28 protein-coding genes and 1 pseudogene are annotated in these 23,121 nt (G+C 43.3%); 23 read left to right on the top strand and 6 right to left on the bottom strand.

The features are described 5' to 3' along the window. Window positions 1-27: 27 nt before the first annotated feature. Complete coding sequence (locus AACQ83_RS06775) at window positions 28-750, bottom strand: RNA polymerase sigma factor FliA (RefSeq protein ID WP_112876894.1); 723 nt, start codon at window positions 748-750, stop codon at window positions 28-30. 246 nt (window positions 751-996) lie between these two features. Further along, the gene (locus AACQ83_RS06770; protein ID WP_112876893.1) at window positions 997-2,070 is read right to left on the bottom strand and encodes a FliC/FljB family flagellin; all 1,074 of its coding nucleotides are present in this window, start codon (window positions 2,068-2,070) and stop codon (window positions 997-999) included. A 274-nt stretch (window positions 2,071-2,344) separates the two neighbouring features. On the opposite strand from AACQ83_RS06770, the gene fliD reads away from it, so the two are divergent. The 3 genes from fliD to fliT are packed head-to-tail and all read left to right on the top strand — an operon-like array spanning window position 2,345 to window position 4,566. Further along, complete coding sequence (gene fliD, locus AACQ83_RS06765) at window positions 2,345-3,769, top strand: flagellar filament capping protein FliD (RefSeq protein ID WP_112876892.1); 1,425 nt, start codon at window positions 2,345-2,347, stop codon at window positions 3,767-3,769. Window positions 3,770-3,781: 12 nt separating this feature from the next. Continuing rightward, on the top strand, window positions 3,782-4,192 hold the full coding sequence (gene fliS / locus AACQ83_RS06760; protein ID WP_036775505.1) for a flagellar export chaperone FliS: 411 nt from the start codon (window positions 3,782-3,784) through the stop codon (window positions 4,190-4,192). Continuing rightward, complete coding sequence (gene fliT / locus AACQ83_RS06755) at window positions 4,192-4,566, top strand: flagella biosynthesis regulatory protein FliT (protein WP_112876891.1); 375 nt, start codon at window positions 4,192-4,194, stop codon at window positions 4,564-4,566. The genes fliS and fliT overlap by 1 nt, the downstream gene beginning before the upstream one ends. Before the next feature lie 384 nt (window positions 4,567-4,950). Here the strand turns inward: fliT and AACQ83_RS06750 are convergent, their stop codons facing one another. Beyond that, window positions 4,951-5,727: a DUF2829 domain-containing protein gene (locus AACQ83_RS06750; RefSeq protein WP_445260523.1), complete on the bottom strand. Its 777-nt coding sequence runs from the start codon at window positions 5,725-5,727 to the stop codon at window positions 4,951-4,953. Between the two features lie 453 nt (window positions 5,728-6,180). Here AACQ83_RS06750 and AACQ83_RS06745 point away from each other — a divergent pair, with 453 nt between their 5' ends. Then, complete coding sequence (locus AACQ83_RS06745) at window positions 6,181-6,432, top strand: type II toxin-antitoxin system MqsA family antitoxin (protein WP_240000719.1); 252 nt, start codon at window positions 6,181-6,183, stop codon at window positions 6,430-6,432. Between the two features lie 24 nt (window positions 6,433-6,456). Here AACQ83_RS06745 and fliE read toward each other — a convergent pair whose 3' ends face one another. After that, window positions 6,457-6,768, bottom strand: coding sequence for a flagellar hook-basal body complex protein FliE (gene fliE, locus AACQ83_RS06740; RefSeq protein WP_088371893.1), 312 nt, complete (start codon window positions 6,766-6,768; stop codon window positions 6,457-6,459). A gap of 410 nt (window positions 6,769-7,178) precedes the next feature. On the opposite strand from fliE, the gene fliF reads away from it, so the two are divergent. The 19 genes from fliF (at window position 7,179) to AACQ83_RS06645 (ending at window position 22,514) form a co-directional block, all read left to right on the top strand. Beyond that, a complete protein-coding gene (gene fliF / locus AACQ83_RS06735; protein WP_112876888.1) occupies window positions 7,179-8,882 on the top strand; it encodes a flagellar basal-body MS-ring/collar protein FliF in 1,704 nt (567 codons plus the stop codon). Continuing rightward, on the top strand, window positions 8,879-9,871 hold the full coding sequence (fliG, locus tag AACQ83_RS06730; protein ID WP_112876887.1) for a flagellar motor switch protein FliG: 993 nt from the start codon (window positions 8,879-8,881) through the stop codon (window positions 9,869-9,871). The genes fliF and fliG overlap by 4 nt, the downstream gene beginning before the upstream one ends. Then, a complete protein-coding gene (gene fliH / locus AACQ83_RS06725) occupies window positions 9,864-10,568 on the top strand; it encodes a flagellar assembly protein FliH (protein ID WP_112876886.1) in 705 nt (234 codons plus the stop codon). The genes fliG and fliH overlap by 8 nt, the downstream gene beginning before the upstream one ends. Then, a complete protein-coding gene (fliI, locus tag AACQ83_RS06720) occupies window positions 10,568-11,932 on the top strand; it encodes a flagellar protein export ATPase FliI (protein WP_112876885.1) in 1,365 nt (454 codons plus the stop codon). Before fliH ends, fliI begins: the two co-directional genes overlap by 1 nt. Window positions 11,933-11,974: 42 nt before the next feature. Then, window positions 11,975-12,418 carry a flagellar export protein FliJ gene (gene fliJ / locus AACQ83_RS06715; RefSeq protein ID WP_112876884.1) on the top strand — a complete coding sequence of 148 codons (444 nt, stop codon included), beginning with the start codon at window positions 11,975-11,977 and terminating at the stop codon, window positions 12,416-12,418. Further along, window positions 12,418-13,749, top strand: coding sequence for a flagellar hook-length control protein FliK (locus AACQ83_RS06710; RefSeq protein WP_112876883.1), 1,332 nt, complete (start codon window positions 12,418-12,420; stop codon window positions 13,747-13,749). The genes fliJ and AACQ83_RS06710 overlap by 1 nt, the downstream gene beginning before the upstream one ends. Before the next feature lie 173 nt (window positions 13,750-13,922). Further along, the gene (gene fliL / locus AACQ83_RS06705) at window positions 13,923-14,399 is read left to right on the top strand and encodes a flagellar basal body-associated protein FliL (RefSeq protein ID WP_112876882.1); all 477 of its coding nucleotides are present in this window, start codon (window positions 13,923-13,925) and stop codon (window positions 14,397-14,399) included. A 5-nt stretch (window positions 14,400-14,404) separates the two neighbouring features. Further along, window positions 14,405-15,409, top strand: coding sequence for a flagellar motor switch protein FliM (gene fliM, locus AACQ83_RS06700; protein ID WP_112876881.1), 1,005 nt, complete (start codon window positions 14,405-14,407; stop codon window positions 15,407-15,409). Further along, window positions 15,402-15,821, top strand: coding sequence for a flagellar motor switch protein FliN (fliN, locus tag AACQ83_RS06695; RefSeq protein WP_112876880.1), 420 nt, complete (start codon window positions 15,402-15,404; stop codon window positions 15,819-15,821). The genes fliM and fliN overlap by 8 nt, the downstream gene beginning before the upstream one ends. A 1-nt stretch (window position 15,822) precedes the next feature. After that, entirely contained in the window at window positions 15,823-16,275 is a 453-nt protein-coding gene (fliO, locus tag AACQ83_RS06690) for a flagellar biosynthetic protein FliO (protein WP_112876879.1), read from the top strand. Between the two features lie 46 nt (window positions 16,276-16,321). Next, window positions 16,322-17,038 carry a flagellar type III secretion system pore protein FliP gene (gene fliP, locus AACQ83_RS06685; RefSeq protein ID WP_112877005.1) on the top strand — a complete coding sequence of 239 codons (717 nt, stop codon included), beginning with the start codon at window positions 16,322-16,324 and terminating at the stop codon, window positions 17,036-17,038. A gap of 20 nt (window positions 17,039-17,058) precedes the next feature. Then, on the top strand, window positions 17,059-17,328 hold the full coding sequence (fliQ, locus tag AACQ83_RS06680; RefSeq protein ID WP_049581963.1) for a flagellar biosynthesis protein FliQ: 270 nt from the start codon (window positions 17,059-17,061) through the stop codon (window positions 17,326-17,328). 2 nt (window positions 17,329-17,330) lie between these two features. Beyond that, window positions 17,331-18,113 carry a flagellar biosynthetic protein FliR gene (gene fliR / locus AACQ83_RS06675; protein WP_112876878.1) on the top strand — a complete coding sequence of 261 codons (783 nt, stop codon included), beginning with the start codon at window positions 17,331-17,333 and terminating at the stop codon, window positions 18,111-18,113. Between the two features lie 187 nt (window positions 18,114-18,300). Continuing rightward, complete coding sequence (locus AACQ83_RS06670) at window positions 18,301-18,708, top strand: cytidine deaminase (protein WP_112876877.1); 408 nt, start codon at window positions 18,301-18,303, stop codon at window positions 18,706-18,708. A 572-nt stretch (window positions 18,709-19,280) separates the two neighbouring features. Continuing rightward, the gene (locus tag AACQ83_RS06665) at window positions 19,281-19,565 is read left to right on the top strand and encodes a CopG family ribbon-helix-helix protein (RefSeq protein ID WP_112876876.1); all 285 of its coding nucleotides are present in this window, start codon (window positions 19,281-19,283) and stop codon (window positions 19,563-19,565) included. Between the two features lie 528 nt (window positions 19,566-20,093). Further along, complete coding sequence (locus tag AACQ83_RS06660; protein ID WP_112876875.1) at window positions 20,094-20,651, top strand: LemA family protein; 558 nt, start codon at window positions 20,094-20,096, stop codon at window positions 20,649-20,651. A gap of 17 nt (window positions 20,652-20,668) precedes the next feature. Further along, window positions 20,669-21,550, top strand: a complete 882-nt coding sequence (locus AACQ83_RS06655; protein ID WP_112876874.1) for a hypothetical protein — start codon at window positions 20,669-20,671, stop codon at window positions 21,548-21,550. Between the two features lie 11 nt (window positions 21,551-21,561). After that, the gene (locus AACQ83_RS06650) at window positions 21,562-22,098 is read left to right on the top strand and encodes a LemA family protein (RefSeq protein WP_112877004.1); all 537 of its coding nucleotides are present in this window, start codon (window positions 21,562-21,564) and stop codon (window positions 22,096-22,098) included. Window positions 22,099-22,103: 5 nt separating this feature from the next. Further along, the gene (locus tag AACQ83_RS06645) at window positions 22,104-22,514 is read left to right on the top strand and encodes a hypothetical protein (protein ID WP_112876873.1); all 411 of its coding nucleotides are present in this window, start codon (window positions 22,104-22,106) and stop codon (window positions 22,512-22,514) included. A gap of 175 nt (window positions 22,515-22,689) precedes the next feature. On the opposite strand, the gene AACQ83_RS06640 is transcribed toward AACQ83_RS06645, so the two are convergent. Next, window positions 22,690-22,959, bottom strand: a complete 270-nt coding sequence (locus tag AACQ83_RS06640) for a type VI secretion system PAAR protein (protein ID WP_112876872.1) — start codon at window positions 22,957-22,959, stop codon at window positions 22,690-22,692. Between the two features lie 40 nt (window positions 22,960-22,999). Further along, window positions 23,000-23,121 (bottom strand): annotated as a pseudogene (locus tag AACQ83_RS24565) (IS982 family transposase); the annotation flags it as partial.

The raw sequence follows: 23,121 nt of genomic DNA, 5'->3' as shown, positions 1-23,121 counted from the left end.
TAAACAAAAAACAAATAAGCAAAAAAGTTACTTTTCCGGATTTAAGCGTGCCCGCAAGCGTTTAATCGCTTGGCTATGTAGCTGACTTATACGGGACTCCCCGACTTCAAGTACTGCGCCAATCTCTTTCAGATTAAGTTCTTCCTGATAATACAACGTCAGAACCATTTTTTCTCGTTCAGGTAACGAATCGATAGCCTCAATTACCCGTTGACGAACATCACTCTCCAGCAATTGTTGTAATGGATTGGTTTCATGCCCTTCTTCAATGACAGGTTCACAACTTTCACCATGCATTTCATGCCATTCGTCATACGAAAACAACTGACTGTTATTCGTATCTAATAGTATCTGCCGATATTCTACCAGATCAATCTTTAATTCTTTAGCAACTTCCTGCTCACTGGCTGGACGGCCTAAGTCTTGCTCAAGTTTTCGGATGATTTGCGTCACTTCGCGCGCATTACGGCGCACGCTACGCGGAGCCCAATCGCGGCTCCTTAACTCATCCAACATTGCACCTCTGATGCGTTGTACCGCATAAGTGGTAAACGCGGTTCCCTGTAAGGAATCAAAACGTTCCACCGCATTTAGTAAGCCGATTCCCCCGGCCTGAAGTAGATCATCCAGCTCCACACACGCGGGTAACCTAACTTGTAGCCTTAACGCTTCATGGCGAACTAATGGTACGTAGCGCTTCCAGAGGCTGTTTTTGTCCATCACGCCTTCGGCGGTATACAAATCGCTCACAACAACAGACACCTTTGGAAAAAGAGACTAACCCTCATTATCCAATCCCCTAACAAGGGCAATCGTTTGAACAATGTAGTAAAAACGCTTCTTTTTCACCTATGCGAAATTTATTGTCTGCCTAATAGTATCACAAATTTTAGGCTGTTCCTGATAAACTCCTAAAAAAGAAGGACCGGCGAGCCGATCCTTGATTTATTTGGATTTTTATGTGAATCAGGTTCACATATTGCCCTAGCTGAGCAATTAACGCAGCAGAGACAATACGTTATTAGGAATTTGGTTAGCCTGAGCCAGAACCGCAGTACCTGCCTGTTGCAGAATTTGACCACGGCTCATGTTAGATACTTCAGTCGCATAGTCAGCATCTTCGATACGGCTACGAGCAGCGCTCAGGTTGTTAACGGTGTTGTTCAGGTTGTTAACGGTAGATTCCAGACGGTTCTGAATAGCCCCCAGAGAACTGCGCAGGCTGTCAACTTTTGCCAGAGCATTGTCCAAAGTTTCCAGAGGCTTTTCTGATGCTTTAGCTGTGACTTCATCACCTGCGGTTAATTTACCATTGGTCTTATCAATCTGAGCTTTGAAATATTTTACTTTACCATCTGTAGCGTCAGTACCTTTGACAACATAGTTGTCAGGATCAACTGAACCATCACCCTTAACAGCTTTATAAACTTCTACACTTTTCAGGTCTTTAACTTTAGTATCAGCAGTGTAATCGATATTTTTCTTCGCACCACCTTTACCATCGTCAACCTGTGCAACTGCTTCGCCGTGTGGAACTGCCGCAGAAACAGTGAATGTATCCACTTTCAGAATTTTGCTGTTAATTTCTTCCAGATTAATTTTGATAACTTCGTTATCGTTAGCACCAACCTGAATGGTCATTTCGTTCTTTTCACTTAGAACATGAACACCGTTAAATTGAGTCTGTTTAGAAATACGATCAATTTCCTTTAAACGCTCAGTAACTTCTTCCTGGATAGATTTGGTATCACTCGCAGAGTTGGTTTCATTTTTCGCCTGAACAGCCAGTTCACGAATACGCTGTAAGTTGGTGTTAATTTCGTTCAGAGCACCTTCAGTAGTCTGTGCAATAGAGATACCGTCATTAGCGTTACGTGCTGCCTGAGTCAAACCTCTAACATTTGAAGTGAAACGGTTAGCGATCGCTTGACCAGCCGCGTCATCCTTGGCACTGTTGATACGCAGACCAGAAGACAGACGCTCGATAGCGTTACCCAAAGTACCCTGGGATTTGGTCAGGTTATTCTGAGTCAGCAGGGACAGGCTGTTGGTGTTGATGACTTGTGCCATAATTAGAGTTCCTTTTTAAAATCAAGTCGATATATAAGTTTGGGTTTTACCCACGGTGTTCACCACCGCCAACAGTTTTATCGGCGCCCCTCAAAGAACCTTTAATTTTTCTTGAAAAAACTTTTTCTTTTTTATCACTTTGCCCTGATAAGCCAAACAGCGTCGGTTCTTCACGACTATTCTTACCATAGAAAAATTATTTTTATTAGTAAACTTTTCTAAAAACTTACCGATAACCGGTTCAATAAAGCTTTACTAATAAAGGAGTCAATAAATGGCTAGCATTTCTTCATTAGGCGCCGGGTCGGGGATGGATCTTGGTTCTATATTGGATAAACTTCAGGCAGCAGAACAAAAGCGTTTAGTCCCTCTGACAGAACAGCAAACCAGTTATAAAGGTAAGCTAACGGCTTTTGGCACATTAAAAAGCAGTTTGGAAAAGCTGGAAACCGCGTCTGAATCCCTGAAAAAGTTCGATAAACTTAATACAACCACTGCCAGCGAAAAACATGACGCATTCACTGCCAGTACTGATTCTAAAGCCAGCCCAGGTAACTACAGTATTGAAGTTACGCAGTTGGCGCAGGCACAATCATTACAGGCAGAAAAAGTCAGTAATATCAAAGAGTATATGGGCGAATCTTTGGGTGAAGGTAAAACCCGGACAATCACCATTACTCAACCTGGCGAAAAAAAGCCGATGAAAATCGAGCTGACAGACAGACAAACATCCATTATTGAGATCAAGGATGCAATTAATAAACAGGAAGGTAATGTCAGCGCCAGTATTCTTAAGGCCAAAGATGGCGAAAACTATTTAGTGCTGACGGCTAAAAAAGCTGGCACTGAATCCGTGATGACCATCAAAGTTGAAGGTGATAACAAACTTAGCCAATTTTTAGACTATACGCCGGGTGCAACAAGTAAACTAACTGAAACAGTCAAAGCTAAAAATGCACTCTTGAAAGTTAACAACATCGAAATTGAGCGTCAAACAAACCATATTACCGATGCACCCGAAGGCGTTAAACTAGATCTGAAAAAAATAACCCATGATAAAGACAAGCCTGAGGAACATAATCCAGAAATACTGGTCATATCCCGTGATATTGAGCCGATGAAAGAGGCGATTAAAAACTGGGTTGATGCTTATAATGAGTTGCAAACAACGTTTGATTCGCTGACCAAATATAAGCCAGTAAAACAGGGTGAAGAACCGTCGAAAGATAATGGTGCTTTATTAGGTGACAGCACATTACGCGGAATACAGAACCAGCTAAGAAGCCAAATTTTCAGCTCTCAAAAGGTCAATGATATTCCAACCCTGAATAAACTGGGCATTAAACAAAAGTTTGACGGCAAGCTGGAAATTGATAACGAAAAACTGGAAAAAAATCTAAAAGAAAAACCGGCTAATGTGAAAGCATTCTTTATGGGTGACGGTAAAGAAACGGGTTTTGCCACCCAGACACATAAGCTATTAAAAGATGCTCTGGATAGCCATGAAGGTACCTTAGTTACCGCGACTAATGGCATTAACAAGCATCTAAAAACCCTTGAGAAACAAGTAGACAGAACGAAAGACACTATTAACGCAACAATTGAACGTTATAAACGCCAATTTTCACAACTGGATAAAATGGTCTCTTCCTTGGGAAAAACCGGTAACTTCCTATCACAGCTACAGACAATAAGATAATTAAAGGAAATTATGTATCAACGTTCGGCAAGTCAATTATATGCCCAGATAGATGTGGAGAGCGAAATTATGAACGCCTCCCCCTATCAGTTGATTCAGATTTTGTTCAACGGGGCGCTTAGCGCCCTACGTCGAGCAATTATTCTGATGGAACAAGGTAATATCGCAGAAAAAGGCGCAGCTATTTCCAAAGCGATCAATATCATCGATAATGGCCTCAAACAGGGGTTAGATAATGAAAAAGGTGGAGAGCTGGCACACAATCTCGCTTCCCTTTACGACTATATGACCCAACGTTTACTCCACGCTAATTTACGCAATGATGAGCCAGCCATTACCGAAGTAATAAAGTTACTCACCGAGATTTCAGACGCTTGGCGGCAAATTGGCCCTCATTACAACGCCAGTCAGGATATTGTTTAATGGATAATGAAATGGATCTTTTGTCAGCTTACCAACGGATCCTAAGTTTAAGTGAGCAAATGCTTAATTTAGCTAAAAATGAAAAATGGGATGAACTTGTTGATATGGAAATCACCTACCTCAAAGCAGTAGAAGTGATCAGCCACTCTTCAATATCATCGACTGTTTCTCTTTCGTTACAGCAAAAAATGACCAACATTTTGCAGATAATTTTAGATAATGAAAATGAGATTAAAAAACTACTACAGCAAAGACTTGATGAATTAAGTAAACTCATCAAACAAGCAAGCCAACAGCAATTATTAAATGATAGCTACGGCCAATTCCCTGTTGAACCCTATTATACTCTTATGAATTCTACGGAACAAAAGTAATCGAGAAATAAAGGTGATGTACTCTCATCACCATTATTTACCCGTTTTGTGAGCTTGGTTTAGGATGTCTTTAAAACCTTGTAGTATTCCGATCTACAAATCAGGATTGCCCTTCGTCTTCATATTCTCCCCCATCACGACCAATAGGCATTAATGAGCTGTTATATGTAGCCCTGTGATTTAAGTTGATTGTGAAAAATAAAAAGACCACGCCGGAGCGCAGCCTTGAATAATCTAGCAATACAAAAATTCCAGATATTTAGTTGTAAACTCTAAGTTTACTACTGATATATCGAAGAATCCCCCCAGTTGCCCGTCTCTTAACCAGAACTCTGACTAAGATACAGAGCATTTGCCAAGGTTGAAAAAAATCAGCTATATAAATTAATCATGCCAATTACAGTAAAAACGGAAGGTTTTATCTATTTGTTTTAACAGATCACCTATTTTCTCAGCTTCACTACTTTTATATTGTGGAGAATAATAAACTGACTCTTTTATACGATGCCCAAGATGGTATTTGACTCCATCCACTGTAATTGTTAGTTTTTTATTTGTAACACTTGTCAGATGGTCTTTGTATATAGATAATTCGGTCAAATTTATATCTAATGTATGCCCAAAAATAAGATCTTCGCTTTCTTTCCAATAAAAACCACTAACAGTTTCATTCCCATTGCTTATATTGTTTTCAATCGTAACTAAATTTTTATTACTATGATCCCCCCATTCTTTATATGATTCTTTTTTCGAAATTTCATATGGCGTTGCATCGAAAACCAACATGTATTCATAAGGGACTGAAATATCAATATTTAATTCCCAATCACAAGCCATCATATCTTCTTGTGTTGGCTGCCACGGTACAAAATTGCCGTGCTCATTGCATAAATCGATATGCGTTAAGTAATCATATTTAGTACCAACAGCGACACCATCAACAGCATAGGCACTTCCTTCTTCCACAGTTAAATCATTCACACGAGGGATAATAACTAAATACATATTCTTATCGCTCCAAACAGAACGAACGACACGCTTACGTAGTTTTAATTGAATTAAAGCCCAAGAAAAAGAACCAACCGGAGCGATAACACTGTGACATTCATATTGCTTAGGATCAAACGGGCATTCATTCTCAGGTTTCATAACTTCAGAAATATTATTTCCTTATATCTATATACCCTATGGATTTCAAGATGCATCGCGACGGCAAGGGAGCGAATCCCCGGGAGCATAGATAACTATGTGACCGGGGTGAGTGAGCGCAGCCAACAAAAGCCAACAAAGAGGCAACTTGAAAGATAACGGGTATAAATAATTAAAAATTAAACCACATGATTTAACTTTCAATCTATCATTAAACATTCAGTAAATTTTTATGAATTAATGCAACCAGCATAAAACTTAAGATTTAATTATAACAGGATATGCTGTTCATTCTCCTTATCGTTTTTTGATACTTATCAATAAGTTAACATTAACCTCATAAAATAGAGTTGAGAATTATTATTCGAAACCGTGACACCTTAAATATTTTATTGACTATGAGTTTTACAACACTTAATTAAACCGCTAACTACAACAAGTATTCAACCAAAACATGCGGTAACATTGCAAATTCAGTTAACCGCAATAAACACGGCTAAAAAACCAGATAATATGAACGCTCCGAGTTGGAAACTTCATCCGCTAAAAGGGGCTGATTATAACAAAATGGGCAGTACTGAAATGTGGACAGAAATGCAATCTCAGTATGAGCTATGGATTAGCTCTCAACACAAAAGACCAGAAATAAAACCGATGGAATGTCCTGTTTGCAGCGCCGCGGAATTTATCCACGACACTCGCGATCTGTCTTACTAACAATAGATATCAATAAATTAATACCTACACCGGCATATTCATAATCTCCTGATAAGAAGCCACCAGCTTATTTCTTACCTGGACTCCCATTTGCAAAGCGATACTGGATTTCTGCATCTCCACCATAACATCATTCAATTCAACACCGGGTACACCTAGTGTAAAATCCTGAGTTTGTTTTGTGGCATTCAAACGTGTCTGATTAATTTTACCAACAGCCGCCATCAGTTGACTGGCAAATCCACTCTGCAATGGTATTGGTTTTGCGATACTTGCTGCCTGTGACGCCTGAGCTTGCATCAGTTGCAGCACGCCTTCAATTGCCTGAATTGACATAAAAACCTCGTGTTAAACCACCCCTATAACCTACTCAATTCAATGCCATATTAACCCAAAGTTTATACCCTTCATCCTTCAAATTGCTGCTTTGTTGGCTGCTTTCACTTACCCCAGTCACATAGTTCTCTATGCTCCTGGGGATGCGTTCACTTGCCGCCGCGCTGCAAATTGAAATCTATTGGGTATATACGGCATATTTTTAGACTGCCACCCTAACATAGCCCTCTCGATCTAAAGCGGGTAATTAAAGTAAAAAGTCTGGGCTTATTGTGCCATTAAAAGATGAGTGAACAGCGAATAATGACAAAACTGAAAATAGGAAGAATTTTTTCGCTTGCGTATGGGGAGTCTGTTTTGTTACGCCACGCTTTTAGTATTCATGTTGAACAGCAAGGCAAGGATCGTCTATGAGTGCCGCAACAACCGACGTTGAAAATCAAACTAAAGGTTTCAGTGCTATCATTAACCAGATAAAAGCTGATCCTAAAGTACCATTATTAGTTGCCGGCAGCGCAGCCGTTGCGATTGTCATTGCCCTTTTCCTGTGGTTACGCAGCCCCGATTATCGGGTGCTTTACAGTAATCTGAGCGATAAAGATGGTGGCGATATTGTCACACAATTAACCCAATTAAATATCCCTTACCGTTTTGCCGAAAATGGCGCTGCTATCATGATCCCTGCCGAACAGGTGCATGAGACACGGCTAAGATTGGCGCAACAAGGGCTGCCTAAGGGTGGAGCTGCTGGATTCGAACTACTCGATAAAGAAAAGTTTGGGATCAGCCAATTCAGTGAGCAAGTTAACTACCAAAGGGCATTGGAAGGTGAACTGTCACGTACCATTGAATCTTTAGGGCCGGTGCAAAATGCCCGTGTTCACCTTGCACTCCCCAAACCCTCGCTGTTTGTCCGTGAACAGAAATCGCCCTCAGCTTCCGTGACCGTTGGATTACTGCAAGGCCGGACCCTGGATGAAGGCCAGATAAACGCCATTGTCCATATGGTTTCCAGCAGTGTCGCCGGCTTACCGCCGGGCAATGTCACCATCGTTGATCAGGCCGGACGTCTGTTGACCCAAGCCGATGCTACCGGACGCGATCTCAATACCAGTCAACTGAAATACATTCAGGAAGTAGAGAACCGCTTCCAACATCGTATTGAAGCGATTCTGGCTCCGGTTGTCGGTCGTGGTAACGTTCACGCACAAGTGACGGCACAGGTGGATTTTTCACGTCGTGAAGAGACAGCGGAAGAATATAAACCTAATCAGCCACCAAATCAGGCGGCGGTTCGCTCAAAACAGTTAAGCGAGAGCGAACAGAGTGGCGGCCCTCAGGTTGGCGGTATTCCCGGTGCGCTTTCCAATCAACCGAGCCCTCCACCGAGTGCGCCGATTGATAAACCAAATACCAAAGAGAACAACAAAAACGACAAGAGCGATAAGAAAACCTCATCCACCGGTAGTAGTAACGAACGCACGGTCAACAGTAATCGCAATAACCGCCGTGACGAAACCACAAACTATGAAGTGGACCGGACTATTCGCCATGTGCAACAACAAGCCGGCGGTGTTGAACGCTTATCTGTCGCCGTTGTCGTCAATTATGCCACGGTAGAAGGCAAAAATGGCCCGGAAACTCAGGCACTAACCCCTGAGCAATTGGCAAAAATAGAAGCGCTGACCAGAGAAGCGATGGGCTTTTCTAAAGAACGTGGCGACAGCTTGAATGTGGTTAACACGCCATTTACTGAAAGCAAAGAAAACATCGAGGTTATTCCTGTCTGGCAGAACCCAATTCTGCTGGAAAAAGCCTTCGATTTTGGCCGCTACCTGCTATTGATTCTGGTGGCATGGCTGCTATGGCGCAAAATGGTTGTTCCTCAACTTGCCAAAAAACGCGCTGCGGAAAAAGCCGCCCTTGAAGCACAGAAAGTTCAGAAAAAACAACTGACTGAATCTAGTGCAGAAATGGATGAAAAAACGCGCCAGAAACTGACGCGTCAACGAGTCAGTGCTGAAATTCAAAGCCAACGCATTCGCGAGCTGGCAGAAAAAGATCCTCGCGTAGTGGCACTGGTGATCCGTCAATGGATGAGTAACGAACAATGAGCCTGAACGGAACAGAAAAAAGCGCCGTCATGTTAATGACCCTGGGAGAAGATCAGGCGGCCGAGGTGTTTAAACACCTGAACTCCAGGGAAGTCCAGCAACTCAGTATCACAATGGCAGGCATGCGCCAAATTTCTAACCAGCAACTGGTGGATGTATTGGCAGAGTTTGAAGAAGATGCCGGCCAGTATGCGGCACTGAGTATCAACGCCAGTGACTATTTGCGCTCAGTGTTAATTAAAGCGCTAGGTGAAGAACGCGCTTCTAGTCTGCTTGAGGATATTCTCGAATCCCGTGAAACCACCACCGGTATTGAGACCCTCAACTTTATGGAACCTCAAATGGCAGCCGATATGATCCGTGAAGAGCATCCACAGATTATCGCCACCATTTTGGTTCACTTAAATCGTGGACAAGCAGCCGATATCCTTGCGCTGTTTGATGACAAATTACGCAACGACATCATGCTACGTATCGCAACTTTTGGTGGCGTACAGCCGGCGGCACTGGCTGAACTGACAGAAGTGCTCAATAACCTGTTAGACGGTCAGAATCTCAAGCGTAGCAAAATGGGTGGCGTTCGTACTGCGGCTGAAATTATCAACCTGATGAAAAGTCAGCAAGAAGAGAATGTTATCGAAGCCATGCGTGCCTACGATAATGAACTGGCACAAAAAATCATCGATGAAATGTTCCTGTTCGAAAACCTCATTGATGTGGATGACCGCAGTATCCAACGCCTGTTGCAGGAAATCACTACCGACTCTCTGCTCATTGCACTGAAAGGCTGCAACCAGCAACTACGCGATCATTTCCTCAACAATATGTCTCAACGTGCCGCAGAGATTATGCGCGATGATCTGGCAAACCGTGGTCCGGTACGGATGTCGCAAGTGGAAAGCGAACAGAAAGCGATTCTGCTTATTGTTCGTCGTCTGGCAGAAAGCAGTGAGATTATCCTAAATGGTGGCGACGATAGCTATGTCTGATAAGTTAAACAATGCTGACTGGCAACCTTGGAAACCAAACGAACTCACACAGTGGGAAAAACTACGGACCAAACCAGAGCCCGTAGATGACTCACAGGAAGACTCTGAGCACAATGAAATCCTTGAACAAGCGGTAATGCTGGATAACCTGAAAGAACAGGCTCGACAAGCAGGCCATGAACAGGGATTTACCGAAGGTCAAGCGCAAGGTTATGAAAAAGGTTACCAAGCCGGCTTAGAAGCCGGTTTGGAACAGGGGCGAAAAGATGCCATTCAGCAGCAGCAACCTATCACCGAGCAGTGGCAAAATCTGCTAGCGGATTTCCAACATTCATTGGAAGGGCTTGACACGATCATTGCATCCCGCTTGATGCAACTGTCACTGACCGCGGCGAAACAGATCTTGGGTCAACCGGCGATTTGTGATGGCACTGCCCTGCTCAATCAGATCCGTGAATTTATTCAACAGGAGCCAATGTTGAGTGGAAAACCCCAATTGCGGGTTCATCCACGAGATATGCCAATGGTTGAACAACAATTAGGCAACACGCTCTCATTACACGGCTGGCGCTTACTGGCAGATAACAAACTGCATCCCGGTGGTTGTAAAATTAGTGCCGATGAAGGCGATTTGGATGCCAGTTTGGCAACCCGCTGGCATGAGTTATGCCGGCTGGCCGCACCGGGGGAATTGTAATGACAGCAAGACTCGGGCGCTGGCTAGCGACACTGGATGCTTTTGAGCAGAAACTGGAGAAAACTTCACCAGTGCGTCGTTATGGACGTCTGACCAGAGCGACCGGGCTGGTGATGGAGGCAACGGGTTTACATCTGCCTCTCGGAGCAACCTGCCTGATTGAGCGACAAAACGGTAGCAATGTTGAAGAAGTTGAAAGTGAAGTTGTCGGTTTTAATGGCGAAAAACTTCTCCTCATGCCACTTGAAGATCTGGAAGGGATTGTACCCGGCGCCCGGGTATACGCCCGCCCATACAGTGAAGATTGTGGCAGTGGGCGCCAGTTACCACTTGGCCCGGAACTGTTAGGGCGAGTTTTGGATGGCGCCGGTCGTCCACTGGATGGTTTTCCTTCGCCAGATACCGGCTATCGTGCCCCACTCACCACACCGCCAATCAATCCACTGCAACGTACACCAATCAGTGATGTACTGGATGTCGGTGTACGAGCGATTAATGCCCTACTGACCGTAGGCCGTGGGCAGCGTATGGGGTTGTTTGCCGGTTCCGGGGTCGGTAAGAGTGTTCTGCTTGGCATGATGGCACGTTACACACAGGCTGATGTGATTGTCGTTGGTTTGATCGGTGAACGTGGCCGCGAAGTTAAAGATTTCATTGAAAACATCCTTGGCTCCGCCGGCTTAGCCCGCTCAGTGGTTGTCGCCGCACCCGCCGATATCTCACCTCTGTTGCGCATGCAAGGCGCCTCCTACGCTACCCGTATCGCTGAAGATTTTCGTGACCGGGGTAAACATGTATTGCTAATTATGGATTCATTGACCCGCTACAGCATGGCGCAACGTGAAATTGCCCTAGCCATTGGCGAGCCTCCTGCAACCAAAGGCTACCCGCCTTCGGTTTTCGCCAAACTTCCGGCACTCGTGGAACGTGCAGGCAATGGGGTGAATGGCGGTGGCTCGATTACCGCGTTCTATACCGTACTCACCGAAGGTGATGATCAGCAAGACCCGATAGCCGATGCTGCCCGAGCAATTCTCGATGGTCACATCGTCCTCTCCCGTTCGCTGGCAGAATCAGGACATTACCCGGCGATTGATATTGAAGCTTCTATCAGCCGCGCAATGACCGCGCTCATTGATAAGCAGCACTACCGGCGGGTACAGCAGTTCAAACAACTACTCGCAAGCTATCAGCGTAACCGTGATCTGATTAACGTCGGTGCTTATGCGGCTGGCAGTGATCCGCTATTGGACAAAGCCATTGAGCTTTATCCCTACATGGCACAATTTCTACAGCAAGATATTGAAGAGCGTAGTGAATATGAAGCTGCCTGCATTCAATTACAACAGTTGTTACCTACATAACGTAACGATTTTCTGGGTGTTGCCATTAAAGCGAGGAATAAGATGCAGCAACAATCACCTCTCATAACCTTGCGTGACCTTGCACAAAATGCAGTGGAAAAAGCCGCCACTCACTTAGCACAAGTTCGTCAGAACTATCAGCAAATGGAGCAACAACTCGCAACGTTGATGGGCTATCAGGATGAATACCGAGAACGCCTAAATGACACATTGAGTAATGGTATGCCATGTACCACTTGGCAAAATTATCAGCAATTCATGAAAACGCTGGAAAAAGCGATTGAACAGCACAAATTGCAGCTTAATCAATGGCAACAGCGGCTTGATACGGCTTTATCACAGTGGCGGGAAAAACAACAGCGCCTTAATGCCTTCGATACTTTGCAACAACGGGCAGATAACAACCGAAGATTACATCAGAACAGAACGGAACAGAAACAGATGGATGAGTATGCCCAACGTAGCGCACAACGGAGAAATAAATAATGAATCTCACTCTTTTGCCTGCCGACCTGAAACCGACAGAAAATCAACCACCGCGCAGCAATTCACTCACTGATGCCGATCAACCTTCGGCTTTTGCTCAGTTTCTTAATCTGGAAACCGAACTGGCGCAGAAAGGCGGGACCAAACCAGGAAAAATATCATCCAAAGAAGGAGAAAAGATTATAGATGATACAGACCACGATTTGTCGCCACTATTATCTGTCCCAAACGAATTGTCTGTCCCAAACGAATTGTCTATCGCAAATGAATTATCTACCTCAAATGAAATACCAACGGAACCTATTACCTCCTCGCTGATTCCCCTCGATGTAAAAGTAGATGCAAACAAACAACCGGTTGCTGTTGATGAGAAACTCATGTCAGCAGAAGAGCTGGCGGCAAGTTTACCCATACAATTATCCGGGTTAGCCATCAAATCAGAAAACCAGAAAAGTAGCCTCCAACCTGACGGACTCGTTAAGCATAATGATAAAAACCGTCAAATTAGCGTTAAAGAATTGGTCGTTACAGGATTATCGACTGAAGAGAATCCTCTGACAGCGATTGCAGAACAACCAAAACAGGAAGAAGAAAAAGCAGAAGCCTTTTTTAAAACCAAACCTGAAAACGGATTTGGGCAAAATTCTTCGGTAAAACCCAAGATTGCTGTCGCAACTATCCAGCATGAAACTGCAACTCAGCCTCATCCACGTGAATCAGCACTAACTCAAACTACCGCTCAAGCTGAGATCCAGCCCGCGCCAGCAGTCACTGAAAATCAACAAACCGGGCAAATCTCCTCTGTGGCAACCTCTCCCCTGCTCTCCGTAGGGCACAATCAGACCGCCCAGTTTCAGTTATCCAGTGCCTCTACCCCCTTACTGAATGCCCAATTGGGTAGTGAAGAGTGGCAACAACAATTAAATCAACAAATCATTTTATTCAACCGCAACGGCCTGCAACAGGCAGAGTTACGCCTGCATCCACAAGAGCTAGGTGCCTTGCAAATCCGCATGTCCGTTGAAGATAATCAAGCACAATTACATCTGGCATCGGCTCACAGCCATGTCCGGGCGGCACTGGAAGCGGCATTACCTGGACTTCGCCACGCACTGGCAGAAAGTGGTATTCAACTGACCCAAAGCAGTGTCAGCAGTGACAACGCTAGCCCATGGCAACAAGAACAACGCTCTGATTCACAACATTCAGGCGGAACCGCAAGCCGCAATGCTGATGCCACCTCAGAAAATCACTCAGCCACTGAATCCACAGTACATTTAACACCTCATCAACTCGCGTCCGCCCGAGGAGGTGTGGATATTTTCGCCTGATAGTGGAAAGTAGCTTCATAACAAACGAACGAGTTAGTCGTTTTTTCCCCGTTTGTTCCAGCTATTGCCTGCGGAAATACGCGGGATAATGATTATCGATATTGATGGATAAGTCAGCCCACCACGGAATGCGTGGACACTTATCCGCAACAAAAACAGGAATTTGTCTGTCCATGTCTGACTATAGCTACGAGCATAAACGCAAAAATCCATTTGGGATGATACTGTTAGTACTGATTGCCGTTATCGGCGCCGCCATCGGGGGATACAGTTGGTGGGCGCTTAAACAGGCAAAAGAGAGTGACTCCACGGCATCCAAAGCCATAGAAGTCCCTGTCTTTATGACTCTGGAGCCTTTCACCGTCAACCTGATCGACAATGAAGATCACTTTGACCGAGTGCTCTACATTGGTGTGACTTTACGTTTAGCTGATGAAAAAACTCGCCAGCGTTTCCACGAGTATCTGCCGGAAGTTCGTAGTCGTATGTTGTTGCTATTATCACGCCAAAAATCGGCCGATCTGGCTCATGACAGCGGTAAATTGCGTCTGATGGACGACATCAAGCAAACACTTCGCCCAACCTTGGTACCCGGTGAACCGGATCAGGTCATCACCGATGTGCTGTTTACCACGTTTATTCTGCGATAATCACCATGAGTGACAATATTCTTTCACAGGCAGAGATTGATGCTCTGCTCAATGGCGACAGTGCCAGTGACGACGTAGAAAATACCGCGTCCGGGGAAAATGAGGTTCGCCCTTATGATCCCAATACCCAACGTCGTGTTATTCGGGAACGTCTGCAAGCACTGGAAATTATTAATGAACGCTTTGCTCGTCATTTTAGGATGGGGTTGTTTAACATGCTCCGCCGTAGTCCTGACATTACCGTCGGCGCAATAAAAATTCAGCCTTATCATGAATTCGCCCGTAACCTGGCAGTACCGACCAACCTTAATCTGGTTCATCTGAAACCGCTAAGAGGAACAGCGCTGTTTGCATTTGCACCAAGCCTGGTTTACATCGCGGTAGATAACCTGTTTGGTGGTGACGGACGTTTCCCGACCAAAGTGGAAGGTCGTGAATTCACCCATACTGAACAGCGAGTGATTAACCGGATGTTACGCATGGCGTTGGATTCCTATCGTGATGCCTGGAGCGCCATTTTCAAAATTGAAGTGGAATATATTCGCTCTGAAATGCAGGTGAAATTCACCAACATTACAACATCACCGAACGATATTGTGGTGACAACGCCATTTCAAGTGGAAATTGGTGCGTTGAGTGGTGAATTTAATATCTGTATTCCGTTTGCCATGATCGAACCACTACGGGAACGTCTGACCAATCCACCATTAGAAAATGCCCGGCAAGAAGACAGCCTGTGGCGAGAAAGCCTGGTAAAACAGGTTCAGCATTCAGAGCTGGAATTGGTCGCTAACTTTGTTGATATCCCGCTGAGGCTGTCAAAAATCCTGCAACTTCAGCCGGGCGATATCTTACCTATTGATAAACCCGAACGCCTGATCGTTCACGTTGATGGTGTGCCCGTGCTCACCAGTCAGTACGGAACATTAAACGGGCAATATGCCCTGCGTGTCGAACATCTTATTAACCCTGTTTTAAATGCTCTGGATGAGGAACAGCCCAATGAGTGATGCTAAGCAACCCACAGATACCGCTTCAACCGGATCTGCCGAAGATATGTGGGCAGAAGCTCTGGAACAACAGGCCGCGCAACAACAAACCTCGGACAGCAGCGCGGCAATTTTTGAATCTCTGGAGCCTCAGGATACACTGGCTCACTTATCGGATATCGACCTGATTCTGGATATACCGGTCAAATTATCCGTAGAATTGGGTCGGACAAAAATGACCATCAAACAACTGCTGAGATTATCTCAAGGTTCAGTAGTTTCTCTTGATGGCCTTGCCGGGGAGCCGTTGGATATTTTAATCAATGGATATCTGATTGCTCAGGGTGAAGTTGTGGTTGTATCCGATAAATACGGTATCCGTATCACTGATATCATCACCCCTTCTGAACGTATGCGTCGCCTGAGTCGTTAATATGGCTTTCCAGCCCTCTTTGCATAATGGCGCGGCAGGTTCTGCCGCGCAAACCCAAGCGGTTACTCAAGTCGCCACATCCGCGCCACTTCCCGCAGGTCAGACGTTGATGCAGGTCAGCAGTGCACTGGCGGGGGTGTTGCTATTGATTTTCACCCTCACTTGGCTAATACGCCGTATAGGGTTGTTTTCCAACAAAGGGAAAACTCAGCAACAATTGAGTATCAAAGCCAGTTGCTCTCTGGGGCAACGTGAACGTGTCGTCATTGTCGAAGTTGAAGATAACTGGCTGGTATTAGGTGTCACTGCTCAGCAAATTAATTTATTACACCAGATGCCAATACCTGAATCCCACCGTAATACCACCGAAGAACAAACTATAAAACCGGCACTATTTGGTCAGATTTTAAAAAATACGCTGATGCGACAAGGCAAAGATGATGAAAAAAAGTAGTTCTCTCTTTATAAGGGATAAGTTTGCATTGTCATGCCGCCTGGGGATGATACTCGCTGCGCTTATTTTACCGATAGATGCCGCGGCACAGTTACCGAGCATCATCAGTCAACCGCTGGCAAACGGTGGGCAGAGTTGGTCACTACCGGTTCAAACATTAGTTTTCATTACCGCGCTGACGTTTATTCCCGCAGCCTTACTCATGATGACCAGTTTTACCCGCATTATTATCGTGTTGGGTTTACTGCGTAATGCTTTAGGTACCCCATCGGCGCCACCGAATCAGGTTTTACTTGGACTGGCGTTATTTATGACGTTTTTCATTATGTCACCGGTTTTCGATAAAGTTTATCAAGATGCTTATCTGCCTTTCAGTGAAGATAAAATGAGTCTGGAAACCGCGTTAGAAAATGGCGCCAAGCCGTTACGGCAATTTATGTTGCGTCAGACAAGGGAAAACGATTTAGCGCTGTTTGCACGTCTTGCTGATCAACCGCCGTTTGAAACCGCCGATTCTGTTCCTATGCGAGTATTAATGCCGGCATTTATTACCAGCGAATTGAAAACCGCTTTTCAGATTGGTTTTACCCTGTTTATTCCATTTTTGATTATTGACCTAGTGGTCGCCAGCGTATTGATGGCGTTGGGGATGATGATGGTCCCCCCTGCAACCATCTCACTGCCCTTTAAACTCATGCTATTTGTCTTAGTTGACGGCTGGCAATTACTACTGGGTTCTCTGGCACAAAGTTTTTACGGTTGACCTGAAAAGAGGCAAACATTATGACTCCTGAATCAGTCATGGCATTGGGAACAGAAGCCATGAAAGTCGCATTGGCGCTAGCTGCGCCGTTGCTGTTAGCGGCTTTATTATGTGGTTTAATTGTGAGCTTATTGCAAGCTGCAACACAGGTTAACGAAATGACACTCTCATTTATTCCCAAAATTCTGGCGGTATTTGTCACTACCGTTATCGCCGGCCCTTGGATGCTAAACCTATTACTGGACTACATGCGTGAACTCTACAGCAGCATACCGGTGATAATTGGCTAGTTATGATCTCTTTTAACAGTGAAATGCTGATCCAGTTCGTCAGTGAATTTTTCTGGCCGCTGGTTCGGGTGCTTGCGCTGTTCAGTACTGCGCCATTATTCAGTGAAAAACAGGCGCCTAAGAAAGTTAAGATTGGACTAGCCGTGATGGTAACACTGCTCTTGATGCCAAACCTGCAACCTGCGCAAGTGCCTATTTTCTCTGTTGCGGCATTCTGGGTGATGCTCCAGCAAATCTTAATTGGGGCATCACTTGGCCTGACAATGCAAATTGCCTTTGCAGCCGTGCGTCACGCCGGTGAAATAATTGGTTTACAGATGGGGCTTTCATTCGCTACCTTTTTTGATCCCTCCGGCGGCCCCAATATGCCTATTTTGGCACGAATCTTTAACCTCTTGACTTTACTGTTATTTCTGGCCTTTGATGGTCACCTATGGCTATTATCGGTTCTGGCAGACACCTTCCAGATTCTTCCGGTACAACCACTGCAACTCAGCGCTCAAGGATTTTTACTGCTAGCACAAAGCGCCAGTATGATATTTATCAACGGCATGATGCTGGCTCTACCATTGATAACACTATTATTAACACTGAATTTATCATTGGGGATTTTAAACCGGATGACACCACAACTTTCCATCTTTGTGGTCGGTTTTCCGTTAACGCTGACTACCGGTATATTGGTACTCACGCTTTTAATCCCGATGTTAGCGCCATTTACCGAGCGTATGTTTAGTGAATTATTTAATCGACTGGCGGTCATTATCAGTGGAATGGTTATTTAAAGGCATTTTTAAAACCGGAATTGATCTGAAAAAATTATAAGTATTCTATACAACATAAATCGTATTGCTTTATACTCCTGTCGATAAGAAAAAGACAAGCGCATTTTATTATCAACTAACCGCTTATTTTTAAAGATGTTATTAACATAGAAAAAAAATAAGCTCATTAGAGCGGAGTAATAAATTAATGAATATAGAACAAGAGTTATATAATGCCGCAGTTAACTTAATTGAAAAACGATACCCTAAAGGATGGGGTGGCGCTGCCGCAGTACGGACAGAATCGGGAAAAATCTTAACCAGCATTGCCCCTGATACCAAAATTGACGCATTATCCCTTTGTATGGAAGTTGGCGCTTATCTGGAAGCCCATAAACTGAATGAAGCGGTGACACACTCTTTATGTCTCTACCGTGAAGATGACGGCTGTGAATATATCATTTTGACGCCATGTGGAATATGTCAGGAGCGTTTGGTTCATTGGGGAGGCTCAGTAAAAGCCGCGGTGACTAATGATAAAAATGAACTGTTATTTAAAGCCATACGTGAACTGCAACCTTATCATTGGTCAGCCGTTAATGGAGAGAAACTCTAATATACCCGTTATCTTTCAAGTTGCCTCTTTGTTGGCTGCACTCACTCACCCCGGTCACATAGTTATCTATGCTCCCGGGGATTCGCTCCCTTGCCGTCGCGATGCATCTTGAAATCCATTTGGTATATATGTAATTTATTTTAACTTGGTTATTTATTTTATTGCCAAGTATTAACTATTCATTGTGGTTAATACTTGGTTATATTAAATGAAATTATATTTTAACAAAACATTACCACCAAGACATCAAAATAATTTAATCATCAAGGTACATTAATTTTAAGCTTTAACAAGCCAGAATTAAAAATAATGACTATCATTTTCATTTATTAATTTAGTTAAGACTTATCAATATATCATCTTACTTATTAAAGATATTTTAAATAAACAATTCACAATATTATTTACGAGAATAAATAAGAGACAATAATAAATTTTTTACAAATAGGTGACACTATTTCGGATTTAATTTTATCTAAATATTATATTTTACCATCCTTCTGGTAGTATTCTACCCACTTAAGTACTACACTATACTTACTTTGTAACACATTACAGTGGAATCATTAGCTATGAGCGAAACTACTTTTACCTTTAGGGTCGATGATGCCCTGAAAAATGACTTTACCGCAGCAGCAAAATCACTCGATCGCAAAGGTGCACAACTACTACGTGACTTCATGCGGGATTTCGTGCGTCAGCAACAAGAAACGAGCGCCCATGATGCTTGGTTCCGCAGGCAAATAGAAATAGGCCAAGCTTCTGCCAATGCTGGTAATCTAGTGCCAGCCGACCAAGTCGAGGCTAAATTTTTAGCCCGCCGCAAAGCCACACTCCGCCGTTTTGAGGCCAAGTAATGCAATTATTTTGGACGCCAGAAGCCATTCAAGACCGTGAGGAAATATTACATACCGCCAGACAATGGCCCAAATCTTGACACCCTACATGACAGGAAGCGACATTTCCCTCCTTCATAGTTCTTAAGCTATCCTTGTCTTACCAATGCAAAATCAACCGTTACCAATACCAATTCTTCTGGTACCAAAAGCGATTTATAAAAAGTATCGGGACTGGAAATCTTCTCAATAATTCAATTGGATATAACAAAGTTAAACGGCGGCAAAAACCAGATTAGTAAAAAAATAGCAAAGATAACTTTAATATCCCTTGAATTCTCATAGTAAGTGCAATTAAATCTTCTTTTGAAAAATTTCACTTATTGAATTAAATCTGCCCTCGATATAGTATTCTTAATACCTCTGTATTTTCATTTTTAAATGATTATGGCAGGTTAAACAAAGTGGGCTCCTTCCCTGATGCTACGCAAATCAGCAGGGAGGGCATGACTTAACAATAAATATAACCGAATTTTCGTGGAGAAAAAGATGACAATAACCACTATTATTATCTCTCTGATTGCTGTAGGACTTATCGGCTGGGGGATCACAATTTATAATCGCCTGATTGCCCTGAAAGAACAGACAAGCAATACATTTGCCAATATCGATGTTATTTTAAAACAGCGTGCAGAACAGATCCCGCAGCTTGTGACCGTGCTGGAAAAGTCTATGGAACATGAACGTGATATTTTTACTCGGTTAAGTGATGCACGGCAGGTATATCTTAATGCCAATAGCCTCACAGATAAAATCAAAGCCTCCAATGAAATGCACAATGCATTCCGATCTGTACTGGCCGTAGCTGAAAACTATCCGACTCTAATTTCAGGTTCCCAATTTTCACAATTGCAAACATCGGTGACGGATCTAGAAAATAAAATTGCTCATCGCCGCGAAATGTTTAATGATGCAGTAACGGAGTATAATACGGCGATTTATCTGTTCCCTGATCTGATTTTTGCCCGCATGTTTCATTATCAGAGGCTGCCTTTATTAGAAATCTGTCAGGAAGAAAAAGCCTATAACGGTATCAAATTTAAATAAATCAGATGGTAAACCTTATGATGACTATGCTATTTTTTACTTTTATTTTTGTTTTTTCCTGTGTATTAATCTTTTCGTTTGGGAAAAACGCGGCAGAGTATTATAGACAAACACGGCAGTCCGGTAAATTTGCCAGCAAGGAAATTTGGAAAGTGATTTTAGGCTCGGCGGCTATTGCCATTTTTCTGATTGCCTTTTTTGTTTCACCCGGTGCCTTATTTGGCTTAATTTTATTACTATTTATCTATAACGGTCTGAAAACAACACCAGAAAAAAAATTCCTTAAATTTCAGCAGATTTTGCCTACCTCAAAAATCCGTTCAATCGCTATGGGCTTGGTAGAAGTAGAAGGAAAAATAACAGCGGGAACTCACTTCAAAAGTCCTCTGAGTAACAAGCTATGCTATGGCTATCGTTATTATGAATATGATGTCATAAAAGATTCAGAAGGCGATAAACGTTATTCTTTGCGTCATTCGGAAGAAAAAATCCGTCAATTCACTTTGACCGATGATTCAGGATCAGTCCGTATTGATGCAACGCCAGAAACGTTGACATTTGTGAATTTTTCTTCTTATCAGAACGATGAAACCGATTCCGTTTCTTACCAAGAGTACTTGTTATTTCCAAATGAAGAGTATTTAATTATTGGCACAGCTATTGAAAAAGACGATCAAATTGTTATTACTCAGGCTGCTCCTCACAGATTACTGGGGATTGCCTCTAAGGGATATTTAGGCACCTGGAATGAAGTTGCGCCAATGCGCCGTAATCTTGCAATTACTGTCATTAGCGCAGCAATTCTGATTGCCTTTATTCTGACCGTTCCTTATGAATATCAGTCTCATCATTTAACGGTTTTTTATCGTGAATCTCCATTACTGAAATGGTTATTTTAGAGATAACAGCAATGGGTGGATATCTTCTCACTTTTCTTATTCTGGCCGTCATCCTGATCATTGCGGTTCGTTATCTCATAGGCGTTTTTAATAAAATCGTTATGTTAAAAAGATACCGGGATAAAGCATTTGCCAATATTGATATTTTACTGAAAAAACAGGTTGATTTAATTCCACAGCTTATCGCAATAACAGAACAAGCAATGGCCCATGAAAAATCGTTCTTTCTGCAACTAGCAGAAATCAGGAAAAACTACCCCAGTGCAAAAACAACCAATGAAAAGGTGAAAATGGGTAATACATTAGCACATCAGTTGTTGTCATTTCTGATACTTGCAAAGAATTATCCGGCCCTAATCAGTCAGCCGCCTTTTCAACATTTGCAAGCGCAGATCACTCTGCTGGAAAATCAGATTGCAGACAGACGTGAATTCTTTAATGAAAGTGTTGCCCTTTACAATACCGGGATCCGGCAGTTTCCCAATATCATTTTCGCCCGGATATTAAGATATAAACCTAGCCCAATGCTGAACCCCATGCAAGGATAAAACCCATGTTTACCATTCCATTTGATTTATTCGGATTTGTTGACGCCATCCGTAATAATCCGGGTATTTTAATCGTTACTGCGATTTTCGGCCCTGTGGGTGCAATGTTATGCCTACTTCCCTTTGCTCGAATACCAGGAATTAGCCAGGTTATTCAAACACTGGTTATCAGTCTATTAACCTCTGCTTTTATTAATTTACTCTGTGTCGCTGTCATTTATTTAATCTTTACAAACGATATTATCCGCCTGTTCTGGAGCTTGATTATTGTCCAAACGGCCTGTTTGTCTTTTTGGTTTATTAATAAAGGAGCTGTGTTTAAACTGGCTGAACAGGATGACGCCCTACGCCAGAGGCATTCGAAAATAGAAAGAAAAAATAATACCAAGAAAAAGAAAAGAAAGCAGAGGAAATAAATACATATATCCTATGGATTTCAAAGTGCATCAAGATGGCAAGGGAACGAATCCCCGGGAGCATAGATAACTATGCATAACTAACTATGTGACCGAGGTGAACGAGAATACAGGGAGCCAAATTCTAGCAATCACAAATTACACTCTCCATAGTAACTGAGAGCATATTTTTTCCTTAACCAATATTAACACTACCACCACCAATCACAATTCCACCACAACTCACCGCGTCACCGGTTCTCGCCGCAGGTTTACCATCAACAAAAACGGTGCTGGAACCGCCAGCAATTATTCGTGAATGAGATGAATGCGGCGCCAAACTATCGCCCTGACGAGCTAAAGGAATACCGTCAACTTTCACACTGGTCGATCCCGAAATAACCGGTGTCGCTTCACAATCACCATGCGCTGTGCCAATATCGCCAATCTTTACTGTATTACCCATATTTCTTCCTCTATATCTGGCAAAATTAATATAATTAACCTCAACTCTGCTTAAGCATTGCGATTTCCTGAGCACGTAAACCTAAGCTCGGCTTTTTCGGTTGGAACGTATAAGCAATTAAGCCTGATACCACCTCCAACAAAAAGCCGACAATGCTCCGAT

The organism is Photorhabdus sp. S10-54, from assembly GCF_963878145.1.
In the GTDB taxonomy this organism is placed as follows: domain Bacteria; phylum Pseudomonadota; class Gammaproteobacteria; order Enterobacterales; family Enterobacteriaceae; genus Photorhabdus; species Photorhabdus kayaii.
This window is presented reverse-complemented; position numbering and strand designations above follow the sequence as displayed.

Bases quoted from the DNA above. Each gene is read 5' to 3' on its own strand.
- AACQ83_RS06650 (WP_112877004.1), top strand. From the start codon at position 21,562: ATGGGTGGATATCTTCTCACTTTTCTTATTCTGGCCGTCATCCTGATC.
- fliO (WP_112876879.1), top strand. From the start codon at position 15,823: ATGGCTTTCCAGCCCTCTTTGCATAATGGCGCGGCAGGTTCTGCCGCG.
- AACQ83_RS06770 (WP_112876893.1), bottom strand. From the start codon at position 2,070: ATGGCACAAGTCATCAACACCAACAGCCTGTCCCTGCTGACTCAGAAT.
- fliH (WP_112876886.1), top strand. From the start codon at position 9,864: ATGTCTGATAAGTTAAACAATGCTGACTGGCAACCTTGGAAACCAAAC.
- AACQ83_RS06670 (WP_112876877.1), top strand. From the start codon at position 18,301: ATGAATATAGAACAAGAGTTATATAATGCCGCAGTTAACTTAATTGAA.
- fliP (WP_112877005.1), top strand. From the start codon at position 16,322: ATGATACTCGCTGCGCTTATTTTACCGATAGATGCCGCGGCACAGTTA.
- fliT (WP_112876891.1), top strand. From the start codon at position 4,192: ATGGATAATGAAATGGATCTTTTGTCAGCTTACCAACGGATCCTAAGT.
- fliD (WP_112876892.1), top strand. From the start codon at position 2,345: ATGGCTAGCATTTCTTCATTAGGCGCCGGGTCGGGGATGGATCTTGGT.
- fliJ (WP_112876884.1), top strand. From the start codon at position 11,975: ATGCAGCAACAATCACCTCTCATAACCTTGCGTGACCTTGCACAAAAT.
- AACQ83_RS06665 (WP_112876876.1), top strand. From the start codon at position 19,281: ATGAGCGAAACTACTTTTACCTTTAGGGTCGATGATGCCCTGAAAAAT.
- fliI (WP_112876885.1), top strand. From the start codon at position 10,568: ATGACAGCAAGACTCGGGCGCTGGCTAGCGACACTGGATGCTTTTGAG.
- fliQ (WP_049581963.1), top strand. From the start codon at position 17,059: ATGACTCCTGAATCAGTCATGGCATTGGGAACAGAAGCCATGAAAGTC.
- AACQ83_RS06645 (WP_112876873.1), top strand. From the start codon at position 22,104: ATGTTTACCATTCCATTTGATTTATTCGGATTTGTTGACGCCATCCGT.
- AACQ83_RS06660 (WP_112876875.1), top strand. From the start codon at position 20,094: ATGACAATAACCACTATTATTATCTCTCTGATTGCTGTAGGACTTATC.
- AACQ83_RS06710 (WP_112876883.1), top strand. From the start codon at position 12,418: ATGAATCTCACTCTTTTGCCTGCCGACCTGAAACCGACAGAAAATCAA.
- fliM (WP_112876881.1), top strand. From the start codon at position 14,405: ATGAGTGACAATATTCTTTCACAGGCAGAGATTGATGCTCTGCTCAAT.
- fliF (WP_112876888.1), top strand. From the start codon at position 7,179: ATGAGTGCCGCAACAACCGACGTTGAAAATCAAACTAAAGGTTTCAGT.
- fliL (WP_112876882.1), top strand. From the start codon at position 13,923: ATGTCTGACTATAGCTACGAGCATAAACGCAAAAATCCATTTGGGATG.
- fliG (WP_112876887.1), top strand. From the start codon at position 8,879: ATGAGCCTGAACGGAACAGAAAAAAGCGCCGTCATGTTAATGACCCTG.
- fliE (WP_088371893.1), bottom strand. From the start codon at position 6,768: ATGTCAATTCAGGCAATTGAAGGCGTGCTGCAACTGATGCAAGCTCAG.
- AACQ83_RS06640 (WP_112876872.1), bottom strand. From the start codon at position 22,959: ATGGGTAATACAGTAAAGATTGGCGATATTGGCACAGCGCATGGTGAT.
- fliS (WP_036775505.1), top strand. From the start codon at position 3,782: ATGTATCAACGTTCGGCAAGTCAATTATATGCCCAGATAGATGTGGAG.
- fliR (WP_112876878.1), top strand. From the start codon at position 17,331: ATGATCTCTTTTAACAGTGAAATGCTGATCCAGTTCGTCAGTGAATTT.
- fliN (WP_112876880.1), top strand. From the start codon at position 15,402: ATGAGTGATGCTAAGCAACCCACAGATACCGCTTCAACCGGATCTGCC.
- AACQ83_RS06655 (WP_112876874.1), top strand. From the start codon at position 20,669: ATGATGACTATGCTATTTTTTACTTTTATTTTTGTTTTTTCCTGTGTA.